Raw genomic sequence first — 22,668 nt, 5'->3', positions numbered from 1 at the left:
CCTTTTCATAAATTGCTTATATTTGGGAAGTAAAACTAACTAAAAGAGAGAACTATGAAGAAGATAATAAATCCCTGGAAGGGTTTGGAAGGGTACAATTGTTTCGGTTGTGCTCCTAATAATGAAGCTGGAGTAAAAATGGAATTTTATGAGGATGGTGACGAAGTAGTGAGCATTTGGAAGCCACGTCCCGAGTATCAAGGCTGGATTGACACTTTGCATGGCGGTATTCAAGCAGTTTTGATGGATGAAATCTGTGCGTGGGTGGTGCTTCGTAAACTACAAACGACTGGAGTGACTTCGAAGATGGAAACCCGTTACCGAAAATCTGTTGATACCAAAGATTCTCATATTGTATTGCGCGCCTCTATTAAAGAAGTGAAGCGGAACATTGTCATTGTTGAAGCAAAATTATATAATGAGGATGGAGAAGTATGCACAGAATCGGTTTGTACCTACTTTACTTTCTCGAAAGAAAAGTCGAAAGACGAAATGCATTTTACGAAATGTGATGTAGAGCCGGAAGAGATATTGCCTTTAATTTGAAATAAAAACTCAAGTTTTTGTGATAAATGTTTGGTGGTTTCAAACAAATGCTTTACTTTTGTCGCAGTTAATAAAAGAAATATGAAATATACAACTACACATCATCATCATCATTTTCCTAACGAATAATCGGTGGGCGTGGATGATATTGTGTATAACTATATAAACGATAACTAAGGCTTGCCGAATACGGTAAGCCTTTTTTATTTCTCAACGCATATTATAATTAAAAATTAAATAAAGTCATGTTAAGAATCGCAGTACAAGCCAAAGGACGTCTCTTCGAAGAGACAATGGCACTTTTAGGAGAGTCGGATATTAAGTTGAGCACTACAAAACGTACCTTATTGGTGCAGTCTTCCAATTTCCCTATTGAAGTTCTATTCCTTCGTGATGATGATATCCCGCAGACAGTGGCTACCGGTGTGGCAGACTTGGGAATTGTTGGCGAAAATGAATTTATGGAAAAGGAAGAAGATGCGGAAATCATCAAACGTTTGGGATTCAGTAAGTGTCGCCTTTCATTGGCTATGCCGAAAGATATTGAATATCCCGGTTTGTCATGGTTTAACGGTAAGAAGATCGCTACTTCTTATCCGGTTATTCTTCGCAACTTCCTGAAGAAAAATGGTGTAAATGCTGAAATTCATGTAATTACCGGTTCCGTAGAAGTGTCTCCGGGAATTGGATTGGCTGATGCTATTTTCGATATTGTAAGCTCCGGTTCTACGTTAGTAAGTAACCGTTTGAAAGAAGTGGAAGTCGTAATGAAGTCGGAAGCATTGCTGATTGGCAACAAGAATATGAGCGACGAGAAAAAAGAAGTGCTCGAAGAACTGCTGTTCCGCATGAATGCAGTAAAAACAGCCGAAGATAAAAAATATGTATTGATGAATGCTCCGAAAGATAAACTGGAAGAAATCATTGCTGTATTGCCGGGTATGAAGAGCCCTACGGTGATGCCGTTAGCACAGGAAGGCTGGTGCTCTGTCCATACAGTACTTGATGAAAAACGTTTTTGGGAAATCATTGGAAAACTGAAAGGACTGGGAGCGGAAGGTATTTTAGTACTGCCGATTGAAAAGATGATTGTATAAATATATAGGCATCTAATAAAATAGTAACCATGAGATTGATTAAATATCCCTCAAAAGAACAGTGGACGGAACTTTTGAAACGTCCGGCACTGAATACGGAAAATTTGTTCGACACTGTTCGCTCTATTATAAATAAGGTAAGGGCAGAAGGTGACAAAGCCGTCTTGGAATATGAAGCTACTTTTGATAAAGTCGCCTTGTCTGCGCTTGCTGTGACTCCTGAAGAGATACAGGTTGCCGGAACATTGGTAAGCGATGAACTGAAAGCAGCCATCTCCCTGGCAAAACAAAATATTGAAACCTTTCATGCTTCCCAACGTTTTATCGGAAAGAAGGTAGAAACAATGAACGGTGTGACTTGCTGGCAAAAATCGGTAGGAATCGAAAAAGTGGGATTGTATATTCCGGGTGGAACAGCACCACTTTTCTCAACTGTATTGATGTTGGCTGTTCCGGCTAAAATTGCAGGATGCAAGGAAATCGTACTTTGCACGCCTCCCGATAAGAATGGAAATATTCATCCGGCTATTCTTTTTGCTGCGCAACTGGCAGGTGTCAGTAAAATATTCAAGGCTGGTGGTGTGCAGGCTATTGCCGCTATGGCCTATGGAACGGAGAGTGTACCTAAAGTATATAAGATATTTGGTCCAGGTAATCAATATGTGACAGCTGCCAAACAGTTGGTAAGCCTGCGTGATGTAGCTATTGATATGCCTGCCGGCCCTTCTGAAGTCGAAGTTCTGGCTGATGCATCTGCCAACCCGGTTTTTGTAGCAGCAGATCTTTTGTCACAGGCAGAACACGGAATAGATAGCCAGGCTATATTGATTACCACTTCCGAGAAGCTTCAAACAGAAGTAATGGCGGAAGTAGAACGTCAATTAGCCGAATTGCCCCGTCGTGAAATTGCTGCAAAATCATTAGAGAATAGTAAACTGATTTTAGTAAAGGATTTGGATGAAGCATTGGAACTGACTAACGCATACGCGCCGGAACACTTAATAATAGAAACGGAAAACTACATGGAAGTAGCAGAGCGTGTAACAAATGCCGGTTCTGTTTTCCTTGGATCGTTAACTCCCGAAAGTGCCGGTGACTATGCTTCCGGAACAAATCATACCTTGCCTACCAACGGTTATGCCAAAGCATATAGTGGCGTCAGTCTGGATAGTTTTATCCGCAAGATTACGTTCCAGGAAATTCTCCCGGAAGGAATAAAGGCTATTGGTCCTGCTATTGAGGAGATGGCGGCTAACGAACATTTGGACGCGCATAAGAATGCGGTCACAGTTCGTCTCAAAGCAATTCAAAATTCATAACTTAAAATTTAAAGAAGTGAAAACATTACAAGAATTAACCCGGCCGAATATCTGGAAATTAAAGCCTTACTCTTCGGCACGTGATGAATATAAAGGAGTCACCGCTTCTGTTTTCCTGGATGCAAACGAAAATCCGTACAATACGCCTCACAACCGTTATCCGGACCCTATGCAGTGTGAACTGAAAACATTGTTGTCGAAAATTAAGAAAGTATCTCCCGAACATATTTTTCTCGGAAACGGCAGTGATGAAGCCATCGACTTGGTCTTTCGTGCTTTCTGCGAACCGGGTAAAGATAATGTAGTAGCTATCGATCCTACCTATGGAATGTATCAGGTCTGTGCCGATGTAAACGATGTGGAATATCGGAAAGTATTGTTGGATGATGACTTCCAGTTCTCTGCTGACAAATTGCTGGCAGCTACCGACGAGCATACCAAACTGATTTTCCTTTGCTCTCCTAATAATCCGACAGGAAATGATTTGCTTCGTTCCGAAATAGAAAAGATTCTTTGTCAGTTTGAAGGATTGGTAATGTTGGATGAGGCTTACAATGATTTTTCTAAAGCTCCGTCTTTCCTCGAAGAGTTGGATAAATATCCCAATCTCGTCGTATTCCAGACATTCTCCAAAGCCTGGGGATGTGCTGCTATCCGTTTGGGAATGGCTTTTGCTTCCAAAGAGATTATTGATATTCTTAGTAAAATCAAATATCCCTATAATGTCAACCAGTTGACTCAACAGCAAGCCATCGCCATGTTGCATAAACATTATGAGATAGAACGTTGGGTGAAAACTCTGAAGGAAGAACGTGACTATTTGGAAGCGGAATTTGAAAAGCTTCCATGTACCATTAAACTGTTTCCGTCTGATGCGAATTTCTTTTTGGCAAAAGTGACGGATGCCGTGAAAATCTACAATTATTTGGTAGGTGAAGGAATTATTGTGCGTAATCGCCATAACATTTCGCTTTGCTGCAACTGTTTGCGTGTGACTGTCGGTACCCGTGTAGAGAATAATACACTATTAGCCACCCTTAAAAAATACCCGGGATAATTTATGAAGAAGAAAGTATTATTTATAGATAGAGATGGTACGTTGGTGATCGAACCTCCCGTAGATTACCAACTCGACTCATTGGAGAAGCTGGAATTCTATCCGAAAGTATTCTGTAATTTAGGTTTTATTCGCAGTAAACTCGATTTTGAATTTGTGATGGTCACCAATCAGGATGGATTGGGTACATCTTCTTTCCCGGAAGAAACGTTTTGGCCTGCCCATAATCTGATGCTTAAAACATTAGAAGGAGAGGGGATTACTTTTGATGAGATTCTGATAGACCGTAGTTTCCCAGAAGATAATGCGCCCACCCGTAAACCACGTACCGGAATGTTGACGAAGTACCTAAATAATCCGGAATACGATCTTGCCGGAAGTTTTGTTATAGGCGACCGTCCTACGGATGTGGAACTTGCCAAAAATATGGGTTGCCGGGCAATTTATCTGCAAAATTCACCTGAAACCCTGAAAGAAAAAGGATTGGAAGAAGTCTGCGCTCTTGCAACAACTGACTGGGATCAGATAGCCGAGTTCCTTTTTGCCGGAGAACGGAAAGCGGAAGTACGTCGTACAACAAAAGAAACAGATATTGATGTGGCTTTGAACTTGGATGGAAACGGCACTTGTGACATCTCTACCGGTCTTGGCTTTTTCGACCACATGCTCGAGCAGATTGGAAAACACTCCGGTATGGACTTGACAATCCGTGTGAAAGGAGATCTGGAGGTAGACGAGCATCATACGATCGAAGATACTGCTATTGCATTAGGAGAATGTATTTACCAGGCTTTAGGTAGTAAGCGTGGAATTGAACGTTATGGCTATGCTTTACCGATGGATGATTGTCTTTGTCAGGTTTGTCTGGACTTTGGTGGTCGTCCCTGGCTGGTTTGGGATGCCGAATTCAAGCGTGAGAAGATAGGGGAGATGCCGACGGAAATGTTCCTTCATTTCTTTAAGTCACTAAGTGATGCGGCAAAAATGAATCTGAACATCAAGGCGGAAGGACAAAATGAACATCATAAGATAGAAGGTATTTTTAAAGCCCTTGCCCGTGCCTTGAAAATGGCAATCAAAAGAGATATCTATCATTTTGAACTTCCATCCAGCAAGGGAGTACTTTGATCTTTTTATAATAACAATATAGACTTATGCAGAAAAGAATCCTGTTAAGCCTACTTTTGGGAGTAATCTTCTCTATATCTATTTTTAGTCAGAATTTGAAAGTAGAGAAGATTACTCTTCCTGATAGTGAATTAACCAATCTGTACAAGATCGATTCGGGTGTATATCGTTCAGAGCAACCTTCGCATGAAGACTTTAAAGCTTTAGAAAAGTATGGTATTGGCGAAGCTCTCAATCTCCGTAATAGACATAGCGATGATGATGAAGCCGCAGGAACGAACGTAAAGCTTCATCGGGTAAAGACCAAAGCTCATTCCATCAATGAAGAACAGTTGATTGAAGCATTGCGTATTATAAAGAATCGTAAAGCGCCGATTGTTATCCATTGCCATCACGGATCAGATCGCACAGGAGCTGTTTGCGCACTTTATCGAGTGGTATTTCAGAATGTTTCAAAAGAAGACGCGATTCATGAAATGACTGAAGGCGGTTTTGGCTTTCATCGTATTTATAAAAATATCATTCGGAGGATTAAAGAAGCGGATATAGAGCAAATAAGAAGAAAAGTTATGTGTACAGAGGGACTTTAGTATGTAATTTTGTGCAGATACATGTCTTGCTAAAATGTTGTATCGAAGCTATGATGAGGCGTTATATTTTCTCAACTATTCTCACTGCTATGAGAAAAAATACTCATTACTATGAGAAGATTTTCTCATTATAGTGAGAATTTTTTCTCATAGCAGTGAGAATAGTTTGATGTTTGTGCTTCCCTATAAATTCTCTATTTCTTTAAGCCACATAGCTGAATTGGCATCACTAGGCATCCTCCAATCCCCCCGTGGACTAATAGAAATACTTCCGACTTTAGGGCCGTCCGGTAAGCAAGAACGTTTGAACTGCTGATTGAAGAAACGACGGAAGAAAGTGGAAAGCCATTTCTTGATGGTTTCTTCATCATACATATCTTTGAATGTCGTTTTTGCCAAATAGAATATCTTGGAAGGCCGGAAGCCGAAACGTAAGAAATAATATAGGAAGAAGTCGTGCAGTTCATAAGGACCTACCAAATCTTCTGTTTTCTGTTTAATTTCTCCGTTCTCATCCGCCGGAATCAATTCCGGGCTAATAGGAGTATCTACAATATCAAGTAAAGTAGCTTTCGAGTTTTCGTCCATACCGTTTTCTGCCACCCATTGTACTAAATATTTCACAAGTGTTTTGGGAACACTCGCATTTACCCCGTACATGGACATGTGATCGCCGTTGTAAGTAGCCCATCCCAATGCAAGTTCGGATAAATCCCCTGTGCCAATAACCATTCCCCAAGTCTGATTGGCCACATCCATTAGTATTTGTGTACGTTCGCGTGCTTGCGAATTCTCGTATGTAACGTCATGTACATTCATGTCATGTTCGATGTCCTTAAAATGTTGGATGCAGGCATCTTTAATACTAATTTCACGGATGGATATACCTAATGATTTCATTAGATCAATGGCGTTATGGTAGGTGCGGTCGGTCGTACCAAAGCCCGGCATTGTGATTCCGAGAATACCTTTCCGGGACAATCCCAGTTTATCAAAAGTCTTCACGCAGACGAGCAGTGCCAGTGTTGAGTCTAGTCCGCCTGAAATACCCACTACAGCTGTTTTGGCTCCGGTGTGAACTAATCTTTGTGCTAGTCCGGCCACTTGGATAGAGAATACTTCTTCGCAATGTTCATTTAGCTCAATTCCTTGTGGTACGAAAGGATGGGCATTGAACTTCCGGGTTAAGGTCAGTTCTTTGCTGTTGACAAATTCTGTCGCGATAGAAACCGCCTTCTTGTCTCCTAAATTTGCCTGATTAGCGGCGAAGGTAGTATTTATCCTGCGTTCTGCCCGGATGCGTTCCACATCAATTTCACTGATGATCAGTTGCTCTTTCATACTGAAACGTTCGCTGCGTGCAAGCAGTGAACCGTTTTCATAAATCAGCCCATTACCGGCAAAAACCACATCGGTAGTAGATTCTCCAAAGCCACAAGACGAGAATACATATCCGGCAATACAACGTGCAGATTGTTGGCTGATGAGAGAACAAAGATAATTGTTCTTTCCAATGCCTTCATTATCAGCAGACATATTGAACAGAATTTCTGCCCCTTGCAGTGCCAGTGAGGAACTTGGAGGTATAGTAGACCAAAGGTCTTCGCATATCTCAATGCCAAAAGTCGTATCTGAAGTCTCAAAAAGCAGATTTGCACCTATGGGAACGATTTGTCCACACAGGCGTACGTTGTTTGTAGTCAACTGAAGCGCTGATGTGAACCAACGTTGTTCGTAGAATTCTTTATAATTCGGCAGATAGGTCTTGGCTGCAACTCCCAACACTTTCCCTTTCTGAATCACTACGGCTGCATTGATTACTGTCGAATTGACAACGACAGGCATGCCAACAATAGAAATGATATCTAATTGACGGGTGTTATTCAGAATTTGCATCAGCCCCATTTCTGCTTCTTCTAGCAAAAGTTGTTGTCCAAATAGGTCACCACAAGTATATCCGGTGATACTCATTTCCGGGAAAATGATGATCTGCACTCCTTTTCCTTCAGCCACTGCAATCAGACTTTCTATCTTCTCTACATTGAATTTACAGTCAGCCACTTTTACGTGTGGCACGGCTGCAGCTACTTTTACAAATCCGTAGTTCATCTTATACCTTATTTATATATAATGACTGCAAAAATAGGAAATAGTTTTGAATAATTATCTTTTCTATATTGAATCCTCTTAATAAGCTATTTTGTATGAGTTGTGATGTTGTTATTTGAGCAATTAAAGTAACTATCAAAATGAACATTTATATTCAACTATCATTGAAATATGTTGTGGATTTATTTTCATTTATGGGTTTGTGTACTTAAATATGTATCAAAAAGATATAAGTGGAAATTTGGTATAAAATATGCGACATATTGTTTCTTTTATTTAAATATAATATATATATTTGTAGCCAAAATAGAACAATATTAGAAGTGTATAACACCTAAACAGAACAAGTGATATTAGTGTTTAATTTATAACTTAAGAGAGCAGATGGTCATACATTTAATTCACACAGCAGTAACACGAAAAATCTATTTGGATATTTGGCGCAATATTAAGAATTTGCCAAGTTAGTCTATTCCTATTCTATATTTATAGATAATAATAGCCTGTCCCAAGTCGGTGCAGAAAATGCATAAACCGATTTTGGGAAAGGAGTGTATTATTCTACGCAAAGACTGCGTATTCCTTATTGTAGATAAATCTATAAAAATAAATCAATTTCATTAATTTAAAATCAAAGTATCAAAGATGAGAAAATCAATTCTCTTGTTTGTACTCTTTACTCTGACAAGTATCCCCCTGTTGCTTTTTGCACAGGGTGGATATCAGGTAACGGGACACATTATTTCGGCGGAAGACAATCAGCCGATGATTGGTGTGTCTGTTTTGGAGAAGGGTACGACGAACGGAGTAATTACCGACATGAATGGTAATTACAGTATCACAGTGACGAAATCTCCCGCCATTTTGCAGTTTTCTTACATTGGAATGAAAACGATGGAAAAGCAGGTGTCTGCTGCCACTCGCATGAATCTGAAGATGGAGAGTGATGCACAAATGGTAGAAGAAGTAGTGGTTGTTGCCTACGGTGTACGTAAGAAAGGTACGATTGCAGGTTCTGTATCTACGGTAAAAGCTGAAAAGATGGAAGATGTTCCTGCTCCGAGTTTCGATCAGGCACTGCAAGGGCAGGCACCGGGATTAATGGTGCTTTCTGAATCAGGTGAACCCAGTAAGGCAGCAACTTTTCGTATTCGCGGAACAAATTCAATTAATTCGGGGAAAGATCCTCTTTTTATATTGGATGGAGTGGCTATTTCAAGTTCAGATTTCAACACGATTAGTCCTAATGATATTGAGAGCATTTCAGTGTTGAAAGATGCTTCTTCTACTTCTATCTATGGCGCACGTGCTTCTAATGGCGTGGTAGTAATCACTTCCAAGCGTGGACGTATGGGGGAAGCTGCCAAGATTACTTTCCGTACACAACTAGGTTTTTCCCAATTAGCTTCAAAGGACTGGGATCAGATGGATACGAACGAACGTATTCAGTTTGAAAAAGAAGTGGGATTGGATAAAGGACAGGATTACGAGAAATTAAGTAAGATAAATATCAATTGGCTGGATAAGGTATACAATGACAAAGCACCCTTGCAGAATTACGAGTTATCAGTAAATGGTGGTACGGAAAAGTTAAATTATTATGTTTCGGGAAGCTATTATGATCAGGATGGTATTGCAGTAGGTTCTACATTTGAGCGTGTTAACTTCCGTGCCAATGTGGAGGCGAAAGCTAATAAATGGTTGAAAATAGGAACGAATACAATGTTTACTTATCAGGAGGTAGAACAGAGTGATGATGGTGAATATGCATTGTGGGCTCCTATTTCCGCATCTTTTTTCATGTTGCCTTACTGGAATCCTTATAAGGAGGATGGAAGTCTGGCTCTTCAGGATGACGGCAGTTGGAAAGGAACGACGGAGAATCCGTTAGCATGGATGGAAAACAATCCGTTATCAAATAAGAAGTATAAACTTTTATCTACTTTCTATGCTGAAGCTACACCTATAAAGAATCTCACAATTCGTTCACAACTAAGTACAGATTATGGTCATACTACTTCTTTTTATCGAAGTTTTCCGAGTTATAAGCCAAATAATAATTATGGAGGTGCCCAGCGTAGTTCGTATGATATGCTTAATCTGATGATTACAAATACGGCAAACTACCGTTTTATGTTGAATGATGTTCATTCATTCAACTTTATGGTTGGGCAGGAAGGAGTCGATTATCATTATGAAGGTTTTCAGGTTACGACTCGTGGACAGACAAATGATATTTTGACAAACTTGTCTTCCGGTTCTACCGCTTCATCATGGGGAGATCCCGTTACGGAATATTCTTTTCTCTCTTTTTTTGGTCGTGGTGAATATAATTATGATGATCGTTACTATGCTGACTTTTCGGTTCGTGGGGATGGATCTTCCCGTTTCGGAACAGATAAACATTGGGGAGCTTTTTGGTCAGTCGGGTTTATGTGGAATCTCCGTAAGGAGAAGTTCATGCAAAAATATAAATGGCTTACTAATGCGCAAATAGCGATTAATACCGGTACATCGGGCAACTCTTCTATTAATAACTATGAACATCTGGCTTTAGTTTCCGGTGGATATAAGTATAACAATGAATCAGGTATTGCTATTTCCCAGTTGGGAAATGAAGAATTAAGTTGGGAGTCTACATGGGCTACTAATGTGGCACTGCATTTAGGTTTTATTGATCGTATAAATTTGGATGTGGAATTTTATAATAAGAAAACTACTAATATGTTGATGGCAGTTCCCATTTCTTACACAACTAGCGGTTTTGGAACTCGTTGGGATAATGTGGGAGCTATGCGAAACCGTGGTGTAGAAATTAATGTCAGTGCAGACGTACTTCGCATCAAAGACTTTACATGGAATGTGAACGCCAATGTTTCATATAATAAAAATGAGATAACCGAGCTTTATAATGGGATAACAGAATATGTAGCCTCTGATACTGGTAGAATGGTTGCGGTAGGTCATCCGTTAGGTGAATTTTATCTGAACCGTTATGCAGGAGTCAATCCTACTAATGGAGATGCTTTATGGTATACCAAAGACGGTGAAATTACTACAGAATATAATGAAAGTGACAAAGTGATGCTGGGTAAGACACATGAAGCTCCTTGGCAAGGTGGTTTTGGTACTACACTTTCTTGGCAAGGATTTTCACTTTCCGCACAGTTCACGTGGGTGGCCGATCGCTGGATGCTAAACAATGACAGAGTTTTTCAAGAGAGCAACGGACTGTTCAGTGCCTACAATCAGTCAAAACGTATGCTTTATGATCGATGGAAAAAGCCGGGAGATGTGACTGATATCCCTCGTTATGGAGTTACTCCTCAACTAGATTCACGATTCTTGGAAGATGCTTCTTTCCTGCGTCTGAAAAATTTAATGCTTAGCTATACATTCCCACAGAAATGGTTGCAGCGGACTAATTTTTTAAGTAGTGCCCGTATTTATGCGCAGGGACAGAATTTGTTGACATTTACAAGTTTTACAGGGATGGATCCGGAGTCTACCTCCAATGTGTATAAGGCTCAATACCCTATGTCCCGTCAGTTTACATTCGGACTGGAAGTTTCATTCTAAAATTAATCAGTGATGATAAGAAAAATAAAATTATATATAGTTTTAGTTGCGGTATTGCTTTCGGCATCTTCCTGTCTTGATAAATATCCGCAAGATGCAATTCCGCAAGAAGAGGCTATTAAGACAGTGAGCGATGTACGCCAAGCTTTGGTCGGTATTTATGCACAGTTTAAAAATGCCAGCCTATATAGCGGATACTTGACTTTATTGCCTGATATTCAGACGGATCTGGTATACGCTGTTAAAGGATATACAAATATCTATGGTGATGTATGGCGTAATGAAATATTGGCTATCAATAAACAGGTGGAATATGTGTATGGTGGCTTGTATACTGTCATCGGACGTTGCAATTTTGTTCTTGATAACATTGCTGCTGTAGAGGCCAACACTTCAGATGATGAACAACTGGACAAGTTGGATACCTATAAAGGTCATATCTATTTTGCCCGTGCGCTGGCTTATTCAGAACTGTTGAAGTGTTTCTGTAAAGCTTATGAAAGTGACGAAGAAGCTGCCAATGAACTGGGAGTTGTACTGCAGTCCAGCTACGTTAATCCGGGACCTGTAAAACGTGCTTCTTTAAAAGATTCGTATCAGTTTGTATTGGATGATTTGGCTAGATCGGCCGAATATCTGGCTACGGATGATGACACTGAGGTTATTTATAATTCTGCATATTTCACGATTGGTACAGTCAATGCTTTATATGCTCGTATGTACCTGTATATGCGGAAGTGGGAGAAAGCTGTTGAATATGCTACTAAAGTAATAGATAGTAAGAAATATATATTAGCTGATGCAACCAAGCATAGTTATTCGGTTACTTATAATGATTTTGCATACATGTGGCAGTATGATAATTCTACTGAAATCATTTGGAAAGTAATGTTTGAGGTAAATTCCTATGGAGGGGCATTAGGCACTGTATTCCTCAATTATGATTATACATCTTATAAACCGGATTATGTACCAGCTAAATGGGCATTGGATGCCTATGCCAATGCTGATTTACGCTATAATGCTTATTTCGCTACGGCAACGACCGGATTCTCTCATGGGTTGACTTGGCCTCTTTTGGTTAAATACATGGGAAATCAGGATTTTATAAGCCAAAGATTGCTGTGTGTATCCATGCCGAAACCGTTCCGGTTAGCGGAACAATATCTGATTCGTGCAGAGGCTTATTGCCGGATGGGAGCATCTTATTATGGAAAAGCAGGAATTGATATTTCTACTTTACGTATGGCTCGTTATTCTTCTTATGGTGGCTCTACTACGCTTACAGAAGAAAATTGGTTTAAAACTGTCAGTGAAGAACGTATGAAAGAACTCTTTATGGAAGGTTTCCGTCTTAACGACTTGAAACGTTGGCATGAGGGATTTGAACGTAAAGAGCAAACTTCGACTATCTCTCCGGGTAATACGTTGAAGTTAGAGAAAGACGATCCTCGTTTTGTATGGCCTATTCCACAACATGAGTTGGATGCTCCTGGCGTAGATCTAGCACCTAATGAAAGCAATAAATAATGTATAAAGATAATATAGAGAAACAATGAAACGATTAATAACAGGAATAGTAACACTTACGACGTTGGCTGTCGGATTCTGGGGATGTAATGATCTTTCCCGGACGACTTACAGCGGTTCCGACTACGTGATGTTCTCCGATACATTATCTATGTATCCGGTGCAGGACAGCGAGAAATGGTTTGAGATTCCGGTAGTAGCTACGAATATATGCGATTATGACCGTTCTTTTGGTGTGGAAGTAGACGATAAGGCTAGTAATGCAATTGAAAAAAAGCAATATGTAGTTGAATCAAATACGGTAACCATTAAAGCAGGGGAGCGAGTTGCAAAGTTCCGGATGAAGGGTGTTTATGAAAATATAGGTAAAACTGACTCTTTGTCGGTTACGTTCAATTTGCTTCCGAAAGATGAAAATATATGGGATTTGTACGGTACACGTACTCGTGTTCAAATGCAAAAAGCATGTCCTTTCGAACTAAGTACTTTTGAAGGCTATTGTCTATTGACTTCTTCTTTCTTTAATGCATATATGACGGATACGGAACATCGGTTATTGCAGGCAGAAAGAGACAAGACGGAAGATAATACTATCATATTACATGATTTTTTCTACAAGAATTATGATCTTAAAATTAAGTATGATCCTTCCGATCCGTTGAAACCATTTGTAGAGTTTGATGATCAAATTATAGGTAGTACGGCAGAAGCCTTCGGAACCATTTACGGTAATGGAAAGCTGATGTGTACTCAGCCTGTTGCGTACGATTCTTATTATAATGTATGCCAGAAATTCGTATTCTTATATAGCACTATTTATGTGGTGGGTAAAGGTACAGTAGGTACTTATGTGAATATCTTGGAGTGGATTAGTGATGAAGAAGCGGAACAGTATAAGAAAGAGGAAGGACTCTAAACTATAATCGGAAATAAATATGAAAGATATAATGAAATATTATTTGCAATTGATTACGTTAGTGTTTTGTCTCTTCGTATCTGCTTGCAGTGATGATGACGAGACTACAACGCCTGTATTCCCGGATTTGCAGAAAATAGAATGTGAAATCGGAGATACCAAGACACTGACTTTTGAGGCTGCCGATAACTGGATATTGACTTCCTCATCGTTATGGTGCTATTTTGAACAGGATGGTGAGAGGACGTTCGTTTGTTCAGGCAATGCCGGAAAGCAGACAGTCACTATCCATATTAGTGATGATGCTACCGAACTGTTAAAATCTTATAAGGCAGAGCTGACTATGAAGCTGGCAGGAAGCCAGCAGGTGATAGCGGAGGTGACGCGTCCGTCTACTGGTTATGAAGTTCGGGCTTTCAATGCGGACAAGTCTGTAATGTACACAGAAGAAAATCCTTTTGTCATCAATTTTGATGGAACTGACATATTGGTGTTAGAAGCTAATGAGGATTGGGCTTTGAAAAGTAACCCCGAATGGATGGAATTCAATCGTAGAGCATCAGACAGCGAAGTTGTATCTGGCAATGCTGGAGATAATGTCAGCGTCACTCCACAGATGATAATGCAATATAAAAAGAATGAAATTACCGGCTTTCTGACAATTGAAAGTAGAAGCGGAGCTGTTGCAAAAGTCCCTGTGAAGTATGAAGGTATTCCTGCTGATAGAATTATTGGTACTCTGAAAGACAACATAGAAGTCTCGGTTGATGGAGAAAGTTATACTGCAGGCGATAATAGTTATGATAGCGAGGGAGTTCCTGTAACGGTAATGGCTAAGAATGATGAATATACCTTGGTATGTGTGGAATATGTGGCAGAACGGAATCAGATGACATGGGAGCTTGAATATTCTTATACAATAATGGATTCCTTTAATCGTTGGCTTTGGATAGATGATGATAAAGAAGGGAATATTAATATAGCAGCAAGCGCAAATAATTCGAAAGCAAGAACTGCGTATGTATTAGCATTTCCTAACGTTATATATGCTGAAATTAAGGATCATCTATCCGATCTTGTTTTACTTGAAAAGGGGATTCCAAAGGAATATGATGAAAATATAATTGCTGATATAAAACAGGAAGGAGTGGCAGGAGATCTGATATCTTTGGTTAAAGAAAGTGGTGAACCTATTTTGGATGGTACAGGCAATCCTGTGAAAGCTGTACCTTCGGATATGCCAGATGAACAATTAGAAAGTGAATATGGTACTACAAATGTATTTTTGGTTTCATCGTTGACTTTAGGTGTTAATTATGATCCATTCCATATTATTGTAAATGGCTACTCCGGTTGGAATTTGCAAGCTGAAACTAAGCATAATGGTCAGGATACCGTATGGGAAGGAATTGAAGTTGAGGGAAGGTATATGACAAGTGCATTTGTCAATGTTTCAGGTATGGACGAAAGCAAGAATGGAACAAAGCCTATGGTTATTAAATTAATGGATAATGAAACTATTTTAGGAGTATTGCTGATTCAACCCCGATATGAGGATTGATAACATGTAAAATTTAGCTTATATGAAAACTAAGATATTATTTATAAAAATGTTTGTCCTTTCTTGCATGTTGTTTACTTTAGGGTTTACAGCTGGAAGTTGCTCTGACGATGATGACGTACTTCAGGCAGGATATGGATATGCTCAGTTCAAACTTTATAAAGGTGTTTCGACAGGTACACGTGCCAGTACGAATGAGCTGGATTATTTGCGTGATGCGCAAAAAATGAAAATCGTGCTTATCAATCAGGAAGACGGTACTGAAATTGTACAGACTGTCGGTCTGGAAGCGATGGGTGACGATAGTGAATTTGGCTTGAGAAGTGACAAACTTCAATTGATGGCCGGAACTTATCAGATTATCGGTTTCTATCTGTATAAAGCAGATGGAACTACGCAGGATTTGAAACAGATTCTTTCCGGCGAACCGGATAAAAAGACAATTTTGACTGTAGTAAATGGTGGGTTAGCTGTACAAGACATACAGGTGAAAGTAGTGAATCGAGGGATAGTGAAATTTACTATAACTAAAAAATTTCTACCATCCACTCGGGCAATAGGCGAAGATTATGTTTTCTCCGATATCAAATACATCAATGTAACGGTACAGGAACAGTTTACGAAAAAAGAGACGACTCTTGAGAATATTGCCGTAAAGTATACAGAGAAGCTGGATGATAGTGGAAAGAAGATATCCGTGGCTGTCAGTGATTCATTATTCCGTCTTTCTGCCGGTAAATATAAGATTAAAAGTTATACGACTAAAAAGAAAAATAAGGGGTCTTTGGAATATGGAGAAGTAAACGGTGCTGACTTTGAAGTGCTGGATAATGTGACTACTGAAGTTAACGTTCCGATTAACTTCAGTAAAACTACCGGCAGTATTAAGGACTATCTTGTTCTGAAAGAAATGTGGGAAGCCTTGAAAGGCCCGTCTATTCCAGAAAAGAATCAGAAGGGATGGAGTTATTCGGGTACTACATATCCTTTAGGTACTAACTGGGATTTCAATAAAGATATTGATTTGTGGGGAGATCAACCTGGTGTCGATTTGGATGCCAAAGGACGTGTCACAGGTCTTTCTATCGGTGCGTTCGGTCCTGAAGGTGATATTCCTGAATCTTTAGGAGACTTAACGGAGCTTAGAACTTTATCTTTAGGTAATCATTCCGACCAAGTAGGTGATAACATCATTGAGAAGACGATGGGAACTGAATTGACTGAAGTACAGAAGAACTCTATAAGGAGTGATTATTATAATAAGTTTGTAAAGGTGGATATTGAATCGTATTTCTCCGAACCGATACAAGCTGCTTTGAAGTGGCAGAAAGAGGGGATACCCAGTCGTTTTTCTCAGCCTACTGTAAATAGCAAAGCCAATCGTCCTTCTTTGAAAGATGTCCCGGTCAATCGGTTGACAAATGGAATTCATAGAATACCCGCTTCTATTGGAAACCTGAAGAAATTGCAATATTTGTATATTGCCAACGGTAAATTCGAAGGATTTGAACCGGGGACTGACCTAAGTGGGCTGGAGAATCTGACAGACCTTGAAATTTACAATTGTCCGTCTATGACAAAACTTCCGGAAGAACTGAATAAACTGCCGAACCTTCAATCATTCAACTTGGCGAGTAATCCGAGTTTGGGAGATTTTCATGAGGATTTAGGTAAGTTTGTAGCCAGCGAAAGTATAAGTAAAACATTGCAGATCTTTTATTTGACTTATAATAAACTGACTGTTTTGCCGGATATGTCAATGGTGAAAAAACTTGGTAAACTGGATTGTGCATACAATCAGATTAAAAAGATTGAGAAAGCATTCGGTAGTGATGTTATTTTGGTACAATTGTCAATGGATCACAATCAGATAGAGGAATTGCCACGTGATGAAAGTGGACATTTCTGCGGATATGCTGATGTGGAGTCTTTCTCTTTTGCTTATAATAAATTGAAGAAATTCCCTAATATATTCAGTTCGCAATCTGTATATGTAATGTCTTCTGTTAATTTTTCATTCAATGAAATTGATGGATTTGAGGGTGAAGAGAATGGAACTTTTAATGGCGTAAATGCCAGTACGATTGCATTGGGGGGGAATAAATTGAAAAAATTCCCGAAGATACTGTTTGATACAAATTCTCAGGTGTCAGCTTTAGGACTGAACGGTAATGGAATAGAAGAGATACCGAAAGGTACATTCAATGCATCAAAATATTCGTATATGATGAAAACATTCGACTTGACTTATAATCACTTATCAAAGCTTCCGGATGATTTTAATGGGAAAAATATGCCTTTCCTTTATGGTGTGGATCTAAGTAACAACCGCTTTACGGAAGTTCCTACCGGACCGATGGACGCTGCCACATTAACTGTTTATGCTGTACGTAACCAGCGCGATGAGAATGGTAACCGCTTGTTGAGAAAATGGCCGGGCAATTTAGGCTTATGTCCGAGTTTGAGACAATTCTGTATTGGTGGAAATGATTTGCGAAAGATTTCTGATACGATATCATCGGCTATTATCGTTTTTGAGATAAAGGATAATCCAAATATCTCTCTCAATCTTTCCAATGTTTGCGATCTGATTAAAGAGGGAAGATATCTCCTCATCTACGATCCGGAACAGGATATTCGTGGATGTGATTATTTGAAAGAATAAATAGATAAATAACAAAAAAGAATCTATATGAAACCATTGTTTAAAATATATTTATGCCTCTTTGCAAGCTTGTGTTTTATTGCTGCTTGTGATGATTCGGATGAGGAAGGCATTTCTGGCTTCACCATCGATGCCCAGGAGTTCACCTTGGGTGCTACAGGTGGAATGGAGTCGGTGAAAGTGGCTTCGGGTACTAAATGGGTGGCAAAGGTCAACCAGCCTTGGGTGAAGGTGATGCCTGCTAATGGTGTCGGAAGCACTAATTGTGAGATTGTAGTGGATTCTACACTTTCTAATGATGTGAGACATGCTGTCGTGACGTTTGTACCGGAAGGACAGTCTAAGCAAGAACTGAAAATACATCAGACCGGATATGGAAAGATGATAGGTCTGGATAAATATGAAGTGGAAGTTGCCAGTATGGCTAACGAGGATAAAAGATATTTTGATATATCGGTGACTACGAATGTCAAGTTCAAGGTCGATTATCCTTTGATGGGCTCTTGGGTGACTACTTCCAAAAGACAACCTGATATATCTTTGGATTATGGAGCTCGTCCCCGTACCATTAAGATGCGATTTAAGTGGGATATGAATACAGATCCGAAAGAAAGGATCGCTTCGATTAAGTTCCTTCCAGTGAACGAGGAAGATGAACTGGAGAAAGAAGTAGCTTTGACCGTAAAACAGGAAGCTTCACCTGAAATAACAGATGATAGGCGAGGAGACTCTATTGCTATTGTCATTGCAAGTACAAAATTGCGCTCAATGATAAGTTGGGATACCAGCGAACGTCTTGATTATTGGACAGGTATAACCGTATGGGAGAGAACAGATAAAGGTGTGACACCGGAACAAATCGGTCGTGTACGTTCTGTTGAATTCAAAATGCTGAATACAAAGGAAGAATTACCTGCTGAAATCGGTAAAATCAAATATTTGGAGACATTGGTTGTCGCTAGTAATACGAATACAACGTTGCTTCCTACTACTTATAGGATTGGAAACGCATTAAAGGGTTTGCAGCATCTGAAGAATCTGACAATAAGTGCGATGGGTATTACAACTATCTCAAAATCAGAATTAGAAGGATCTTGTCAGATTTTAACTAAATTGGATTTGAGTAGTAATAACTTTACGGCTATACCGTCTGACTTACAATCCAGGAACTTCCCAGAACTTACTCATTTGAGTTTAACAGGTAATCGCCGATACAGTTCAATTACAGATTTGAACGATACACGTGAAAATCTCGGATTGAAATTCGATGCGAATAATTATAATTTTAAGAACTTGTTGAAGTGGGAAAAACTGAAATCGTTGTCATTATCTTATAATTTGATATATGGGGAGTTACCTACATTCATCGGTTATGGTGGCCGACTGGAATCGGGTGTACATGCTTATACCGATGGAGATATTCAGAGTAACGATACATTAAACAGTGCAAGCGATGAAGTGAAGGAAAAATTAAAGACTATTCCAAGGATTCTGCCTAATGCCGAGCGGTTCACTATTAATTTGAACTTCTTGACGGGAGATGATTTACCGGAATGGCTACTTTATCATCCGCGTTTCGCACGTTTCGATCCGTTCACTTTGATTTATACACAGGATTCTGGAAAGGATATGAATGGTAATGTTCCGGGATTTAAGAACGAACCTTCTAATTTGGAATGGTTTTACGAGCGTTATCCGAAAGCCAGACCTACATTAACTGAATATTGATTTGATTATGAAAAGAATATATTTAATTCTAATAGCTGCTGTAGCAATCACTTTTACATCCTGTTCCGACCGGGATATGGATACAGTGAAACCTGATACAGGGCAGGGAGCTCCAATTATTAATTTACCCGAGGGAGCAAGTCAGGGAAAGATAATGGTAAAATTCAAACCGGAAGCGGCATCCTTTTTGGATGCTGCTGTAACTCGCTCTATCGGAGGTGCGATGACCCGTTCGGGAATCTCGGATATGGATGTAATTCTGAAGCGAATCGGTACTCATAAGTTGGAACGTATTTTCCCGATAGATAATCGTACAGAAGAACGTACCCGTAAGGCAGGACTGAATCTTTGGTATGTTATCCATTTTGATGAAGATACGAATTTGGAGCAGGTGGCTAAAGATTTGTCACAGGTGGCAGATGTGGCGAAAGTCCAATTTAGCCATATTATCCAACGTTCATACGATCCTAATGTGCGGGCAACAGTTCTCACAAAACAAGCAATGAGCCATGTGATGCGTAACACTCGCGCCATAAATGTCACACCGGATGATCCCCATTTTTCTTTGCAATGGGGATGTCAGAATGACGGCTCCGTTCTTCAATCAGGAGACAAGAATGACAAGGGCGATGAGGTAGTACCTGCTGTATCCGGAGTTGATGTAAATTGTGGAGAAGCTTGGAAACTTTGTACGGGAAATCCTTCCGTTATCGTAGCTGTGCTTGACGAAGGTGTGATGTATGATCATCCTGATTTAAAGGAGAATATGTGGGTGAATGAGGCTGAAACATTTGCTTCAAAGGAAGATGCTGATGGAAATGGTTATGCCGGTGACCGTTATGGCTACAACTTCACAGATGATAAAGGTTATATCTCTTATGACGACCCGAATGATACCGGACATGGAACTCATGTGGCTGGGATTATCAGTGCAGTCAGAAATAATGGTGAAGGTATTAGTGGTATTGCAGGAGGAGATAAAGCTAGTAATATAGGTGGAGTGAAGATTATGAGTTGTCAGGTATTCTCTGGACCTAAAGGATGTGACTTGTATCAGGAAGCGAAAGCCGTGAAATATGCAGCAGATAATGGTGCCGTTATTTTGCAGTGTAGTTGGGGATACAATTCGGGACTTGCCAATCCCATTAGCGGATATAGTCCGGGTTATACTTCTGATAAAGCTTGGGTAGACAGTGCTCCGCTGGAGAAAGAGGCTTTCGACTATTTTATTCACAATGCCGGCTCGCCAAATGATGTCATAGATGGAGGTATCATCGTATTTGCTTCAGGTAATGAATATGCAGCCATGGCTGGATATCCGGGCGCTTATCCTGATTATCTTTCAGTAGCGGCCGTAGCAGCCGATGGTACTCCATCCAGTTATTCTAATTATGCGAAGGGAGTTTCTATCTGTGCTCCAGGTGGAGACAGTGATTATCACCAAAGCCCCAAAAGTAAAATATATTCGACATTGCCATCTTCTGCCAGTGAAGATGGTGGGAATTATGGATACATGGAAGGAACGTCACAGGCTTGTCCACATGTTTCGGGAGTAGCCGCACTGGGACTTTCTTATGCTGCCAAATTGCATCGTCATTTTCGTGCAGATGAATTCCGTAAAATGATATTGGAATCTGTCAAGCCGGTAGAACCATATTTCACGGAAATGAAAGTATATTGGTACACAAATGCTTCATTTGGCCAAATTGCAGCCGGACAGATGGAACCTGCTGCTTATACAGGTAATATGGGTACAGGACTGATTGATGCCTATCAGTTATTGAAAGCTGTTGAGGGCAGAGGTGTCGAGATGACTGTTCCCAATATGTATGTGTCCGTTGGTGGTACAAGTAAGATCAATTACTCCCGTTATTTTAAGAATGGAGAGAATATGACTTTCTCATGTAAAGTTGATGATAGCTCGATAGCTGTTTTTCTCACTGCGGAAGACAACATTACTTTTACCTTGAAAGGACTGAAAGTGGGTTCTACGAAAGCTACCGTTACAGCGACTGACGGTACCAAGCAGGATTTCTTTATTACTGTTCGTAAAAACGATAGTTGGTTGTAAATGTGATGATGAAACGATACTTTATCGAAGCCATCAAGTATGGACTGTTCTTTTTCTATCTTCTGTCTTCTGCGCATAGCTTTGCGCAGGAAACAGAGGGAGAGCAAGTTTTGCAGTTTGAACGTACTGCAATCAATATAGGGACTTTGTCGGAAGACGATGCTCCGGTAACGTATCATTTTAAATACTGTAACGTAAGTAAAAAAACGGTGCGTATCTCTAAGTTGACTACTTCCTGTGGCTGTACGGTAGCCAAGTGTAATAAAGACTTGGTGCAACCGGGGGAACGGGGAGAAATCAATTTGGTTTTTCATCCTAAGGATCAGGCTGGTGATTTGTATCGGGAAGCATTTGTCTATACCGATCTCTCCGGAAAGAAACCGATGACTAGGCTGGTACTTACTGGTAAGGTATCACCTACCAGCGACCAATGGAAAGGATATCCCGTAGCTATTGGGAATACATTGCGACTGAAAAGGAAAGAATGGCAGATTAGAGTGCTTTCTCGAGAAGGAATGCAAGTGGAAAGATTCATCTGTGTCAATATAGGAAAGCAACCTTTAAATTTGTCAGCCTTAATGCTGCCGGAATACATTCGTTTTCGAACAGAGCCGAAAGCAATTCTTCCGGAAACGGAAGCCGACATGATTCTTTCTATTGATAGAAGTTTGTTGCCTCAAAAGAGTGAAATTACGTTCTGTCTGGTCTTGGACGGCGTTTCAGTACGCCCTTCTGAACGGACAGTACAAGTGAAACTATTGTTACAATAATA

General features: G+C 39.9%; 15 protein-coding genes. 14 read left to right on the top strand and 1 reads right to left on the bottom strand.

What is annotated here, in order from left to right:
- Positions 1-54: 54 nt before the first annotated feature.
- From KFO40_RS12145 to KFO40_RS12120, 6 genes are all read left to right on the top strand, one after another.
- Positions 55-546 carry a PaaI family thioesterase gene (locus KFO40_RS12145; RefSeq protein ID WP_004310812.1) on the top strand — a complete coding sequence of 164 codons (492 nt, stop codon included), beginning with the start codon at positions 55-57 and terminating at the stop codon, positions 544-546.
- 245 nt (positions 547-791) lie between these two features.
- Positions 792-1,643, top strand: a complete 852-nt coding sequence (hisG, locus tag KFO40_RS12140) for an ATP phosphoribosyltransferase (RefSeq protein ID WP_004310813.1) — start codon at positions 792-794, stop codon at positions 1,641-1,643.
- 29 nt (positions 1,644-1,672) lie between these two features.
- A complete protein-coding gene (gene hisD, locus KFO40_RS12135) occupies positions 1,673-2,962 on the top strand; it encodes a histidinol dehydrogenase (protein ID WP_211146406.1) in 1,290 nt (429 codons plus the stop codon).
- On the top strand, positions 2,922-4,019 hold the full coding sequence (hisC, locus tag KFO40_RS12130; protein ID WP_004310815.1) for a histidinol-phosphate transaminase: 1,098 nt from the start codon (positions 2,922-2,924) through the stop codon (positions 4,017-4,019). Before hisD ends, hisC begins: the two co-directional genes overlap by 41 nt.
- 3 nt (positions 4,020-4,022) lie before the next feature.
- Positions 4,023-5,147, top strand: a complete 1,125-nt coding sequence (gene hisB / locus KFO40_RS12125) for a bifunctional histidinol-phosphatase/imidazoleglycerol-phosphate dehydratase HisB (RefSeq protein ID WP_117684620.1) — start codon at positions 4,023-4,025, stop codon at positions 5,145-5,147.
- 26 nt (positions 5,148-5,173) lie between these two features.
- Positions 5,174-5,737: a dual specificity protein phosphatase family protein gene (locus tag KFO40_RS12120; RefSeq protein WP_154030144.1), complete on the top strand. Its 564-nt coding sequence runs from the start codon at positions 5,174-5,176 to the stop codon at positions 5,735-5,737.
- 183 nt (positions 5,738-5,920) lie between these two features.
- Here KFO40_RS12120 and KFO40_RS12115 read toward each other — a convergent pair whose 3' ends face one another.
- On the bottom strand, positions 5,921-7,846 hold the full coding sequence (locus tag KFO40_RS12115) for an NAD(+) synthase (RefSeq protein ID WP_211146405.1): 1,926 nt from the start codon (positions 7,844-7,846) through the stop codon (positions 5,921-5,923).
- 645 nt (positions 7,847-8,491) lie between these two features.
- Between KFO40_RS12115 and KFO40_RS12110 the strand changes: the two genes are divergently transcribed.
- Genes KFO40_RS12110 through KFO40_RS12075 form a run of 8 tightly spaced genes read left to right on the top strand, consistent with a single transcriptional unit; the run spans position 8,492 to position 22,666 of the window.
- Positions 8,492-11,425, top strand: a complete 2,934-nt coding sequence (locus KFO40_RS12110) for a SusC/RagA family TonB-linked outer membrane protein (protein WP_211146404.1) — start codon at positions 8,492-8,494, stop codon at positions 11,423-11,425.
- A gap of 12 nt (positions 11,426-11,437) precedes the next feature.
- Entirely contained in the window at positions 11,438-12,955 is a 1,518-nt protein-coding gene (locus KFO40_RS12105; protein WP_049703094.1) for a RagB/SusD family nutrient uptake outer membrane protein, read from the top strand.
- Between the two features lie 25 nt (positions 12,956-12,980).
- Positions 12,981-13,871 (top strand): DUF4984 domain-containing protein, encoded by an 891-nt coding sequence (locus tag KFO40_RS12100; protein ID WP_015532815.1) that lies wholly within the window; start codon positions 12,981-12,983, stop codon positions 13,869-13,871.
- Positions 13,872-13,890: 19 nt separating this feature from the next.
- On the top strand, positions 13,891-15,432 hold the full coding sequence (locus tag KFO40_RS12095; RefSeq protein ID WP_211146403.1) for a DUF5003 domain-containing protein: 1,542 nt from the start codon (positions 13,891-13,893) through the stop codon (positions 15,430-15,432).
- A 22-nt stretch (positions 15,433-15,454) separates the two neighbouring features.
- Positions 15,455-18,097, top strand: a complete 2,643-nt coding sequence (locus KFO40_RS12090) for a DUF4458 domain-containing protein (protein ID WP_211146402.1) — start codon at positions 15,455-15,457, stop codon at positions 18,095-18,097.
- Positions 18,098-18,124: 27 nt separating this feature from the next.
- A complete protein-coding gene (locus KFO40_RS12085) occupies positions 18,125-19,825 on the top strand; it encodes a BACON domain-containing protein (protein WP_211146401.1) in 1,701 nt (566 codons plus the stop codon).
- A gap of 7 nt (positions 19,826-19,832) precedes the next feature.
- Positions 19,833-21,896: a S8 family peptidase gene (locus KFO40_RS12080; RefSeq protein WP_211146400.1), complete on the top strand. Its 2,064-nt coding sequence runs from the start codon at positions 19,833-19,835 to the stop codon at positions 21,894-21,896.
- A 5-nt stretch (positions 21,897-21,901) separates the two neighbouring features.
- Positions 21,902-22,666, top strand: coding sequence for a DUF1573 domain-containing protein (locus tag KFO40_RS12075; protein WP_248005581.1), 765 nt, complete (start codon positions 21,902-21,904; stop codon positions 22,664-22,666).
- Positions 22,667-22,668 lie beyond the last annotated feature (2 nt).

Origin of the sequence: Bacteroides sp. 1001302B_160321_D4 (assembly GCF_015667765.1) — a bacterium.
In the GTDB taxonomy this organism is placed as follows: Bacteria; Bacteroidota; Bacteroidia; order Bacteroidales; family Bacteroidaceae; genus Bacteroides; species Bacteroides xylanisolvens.
This window is presented reverse-complemented; position numbering and strand designations above follow the sequence as displayed.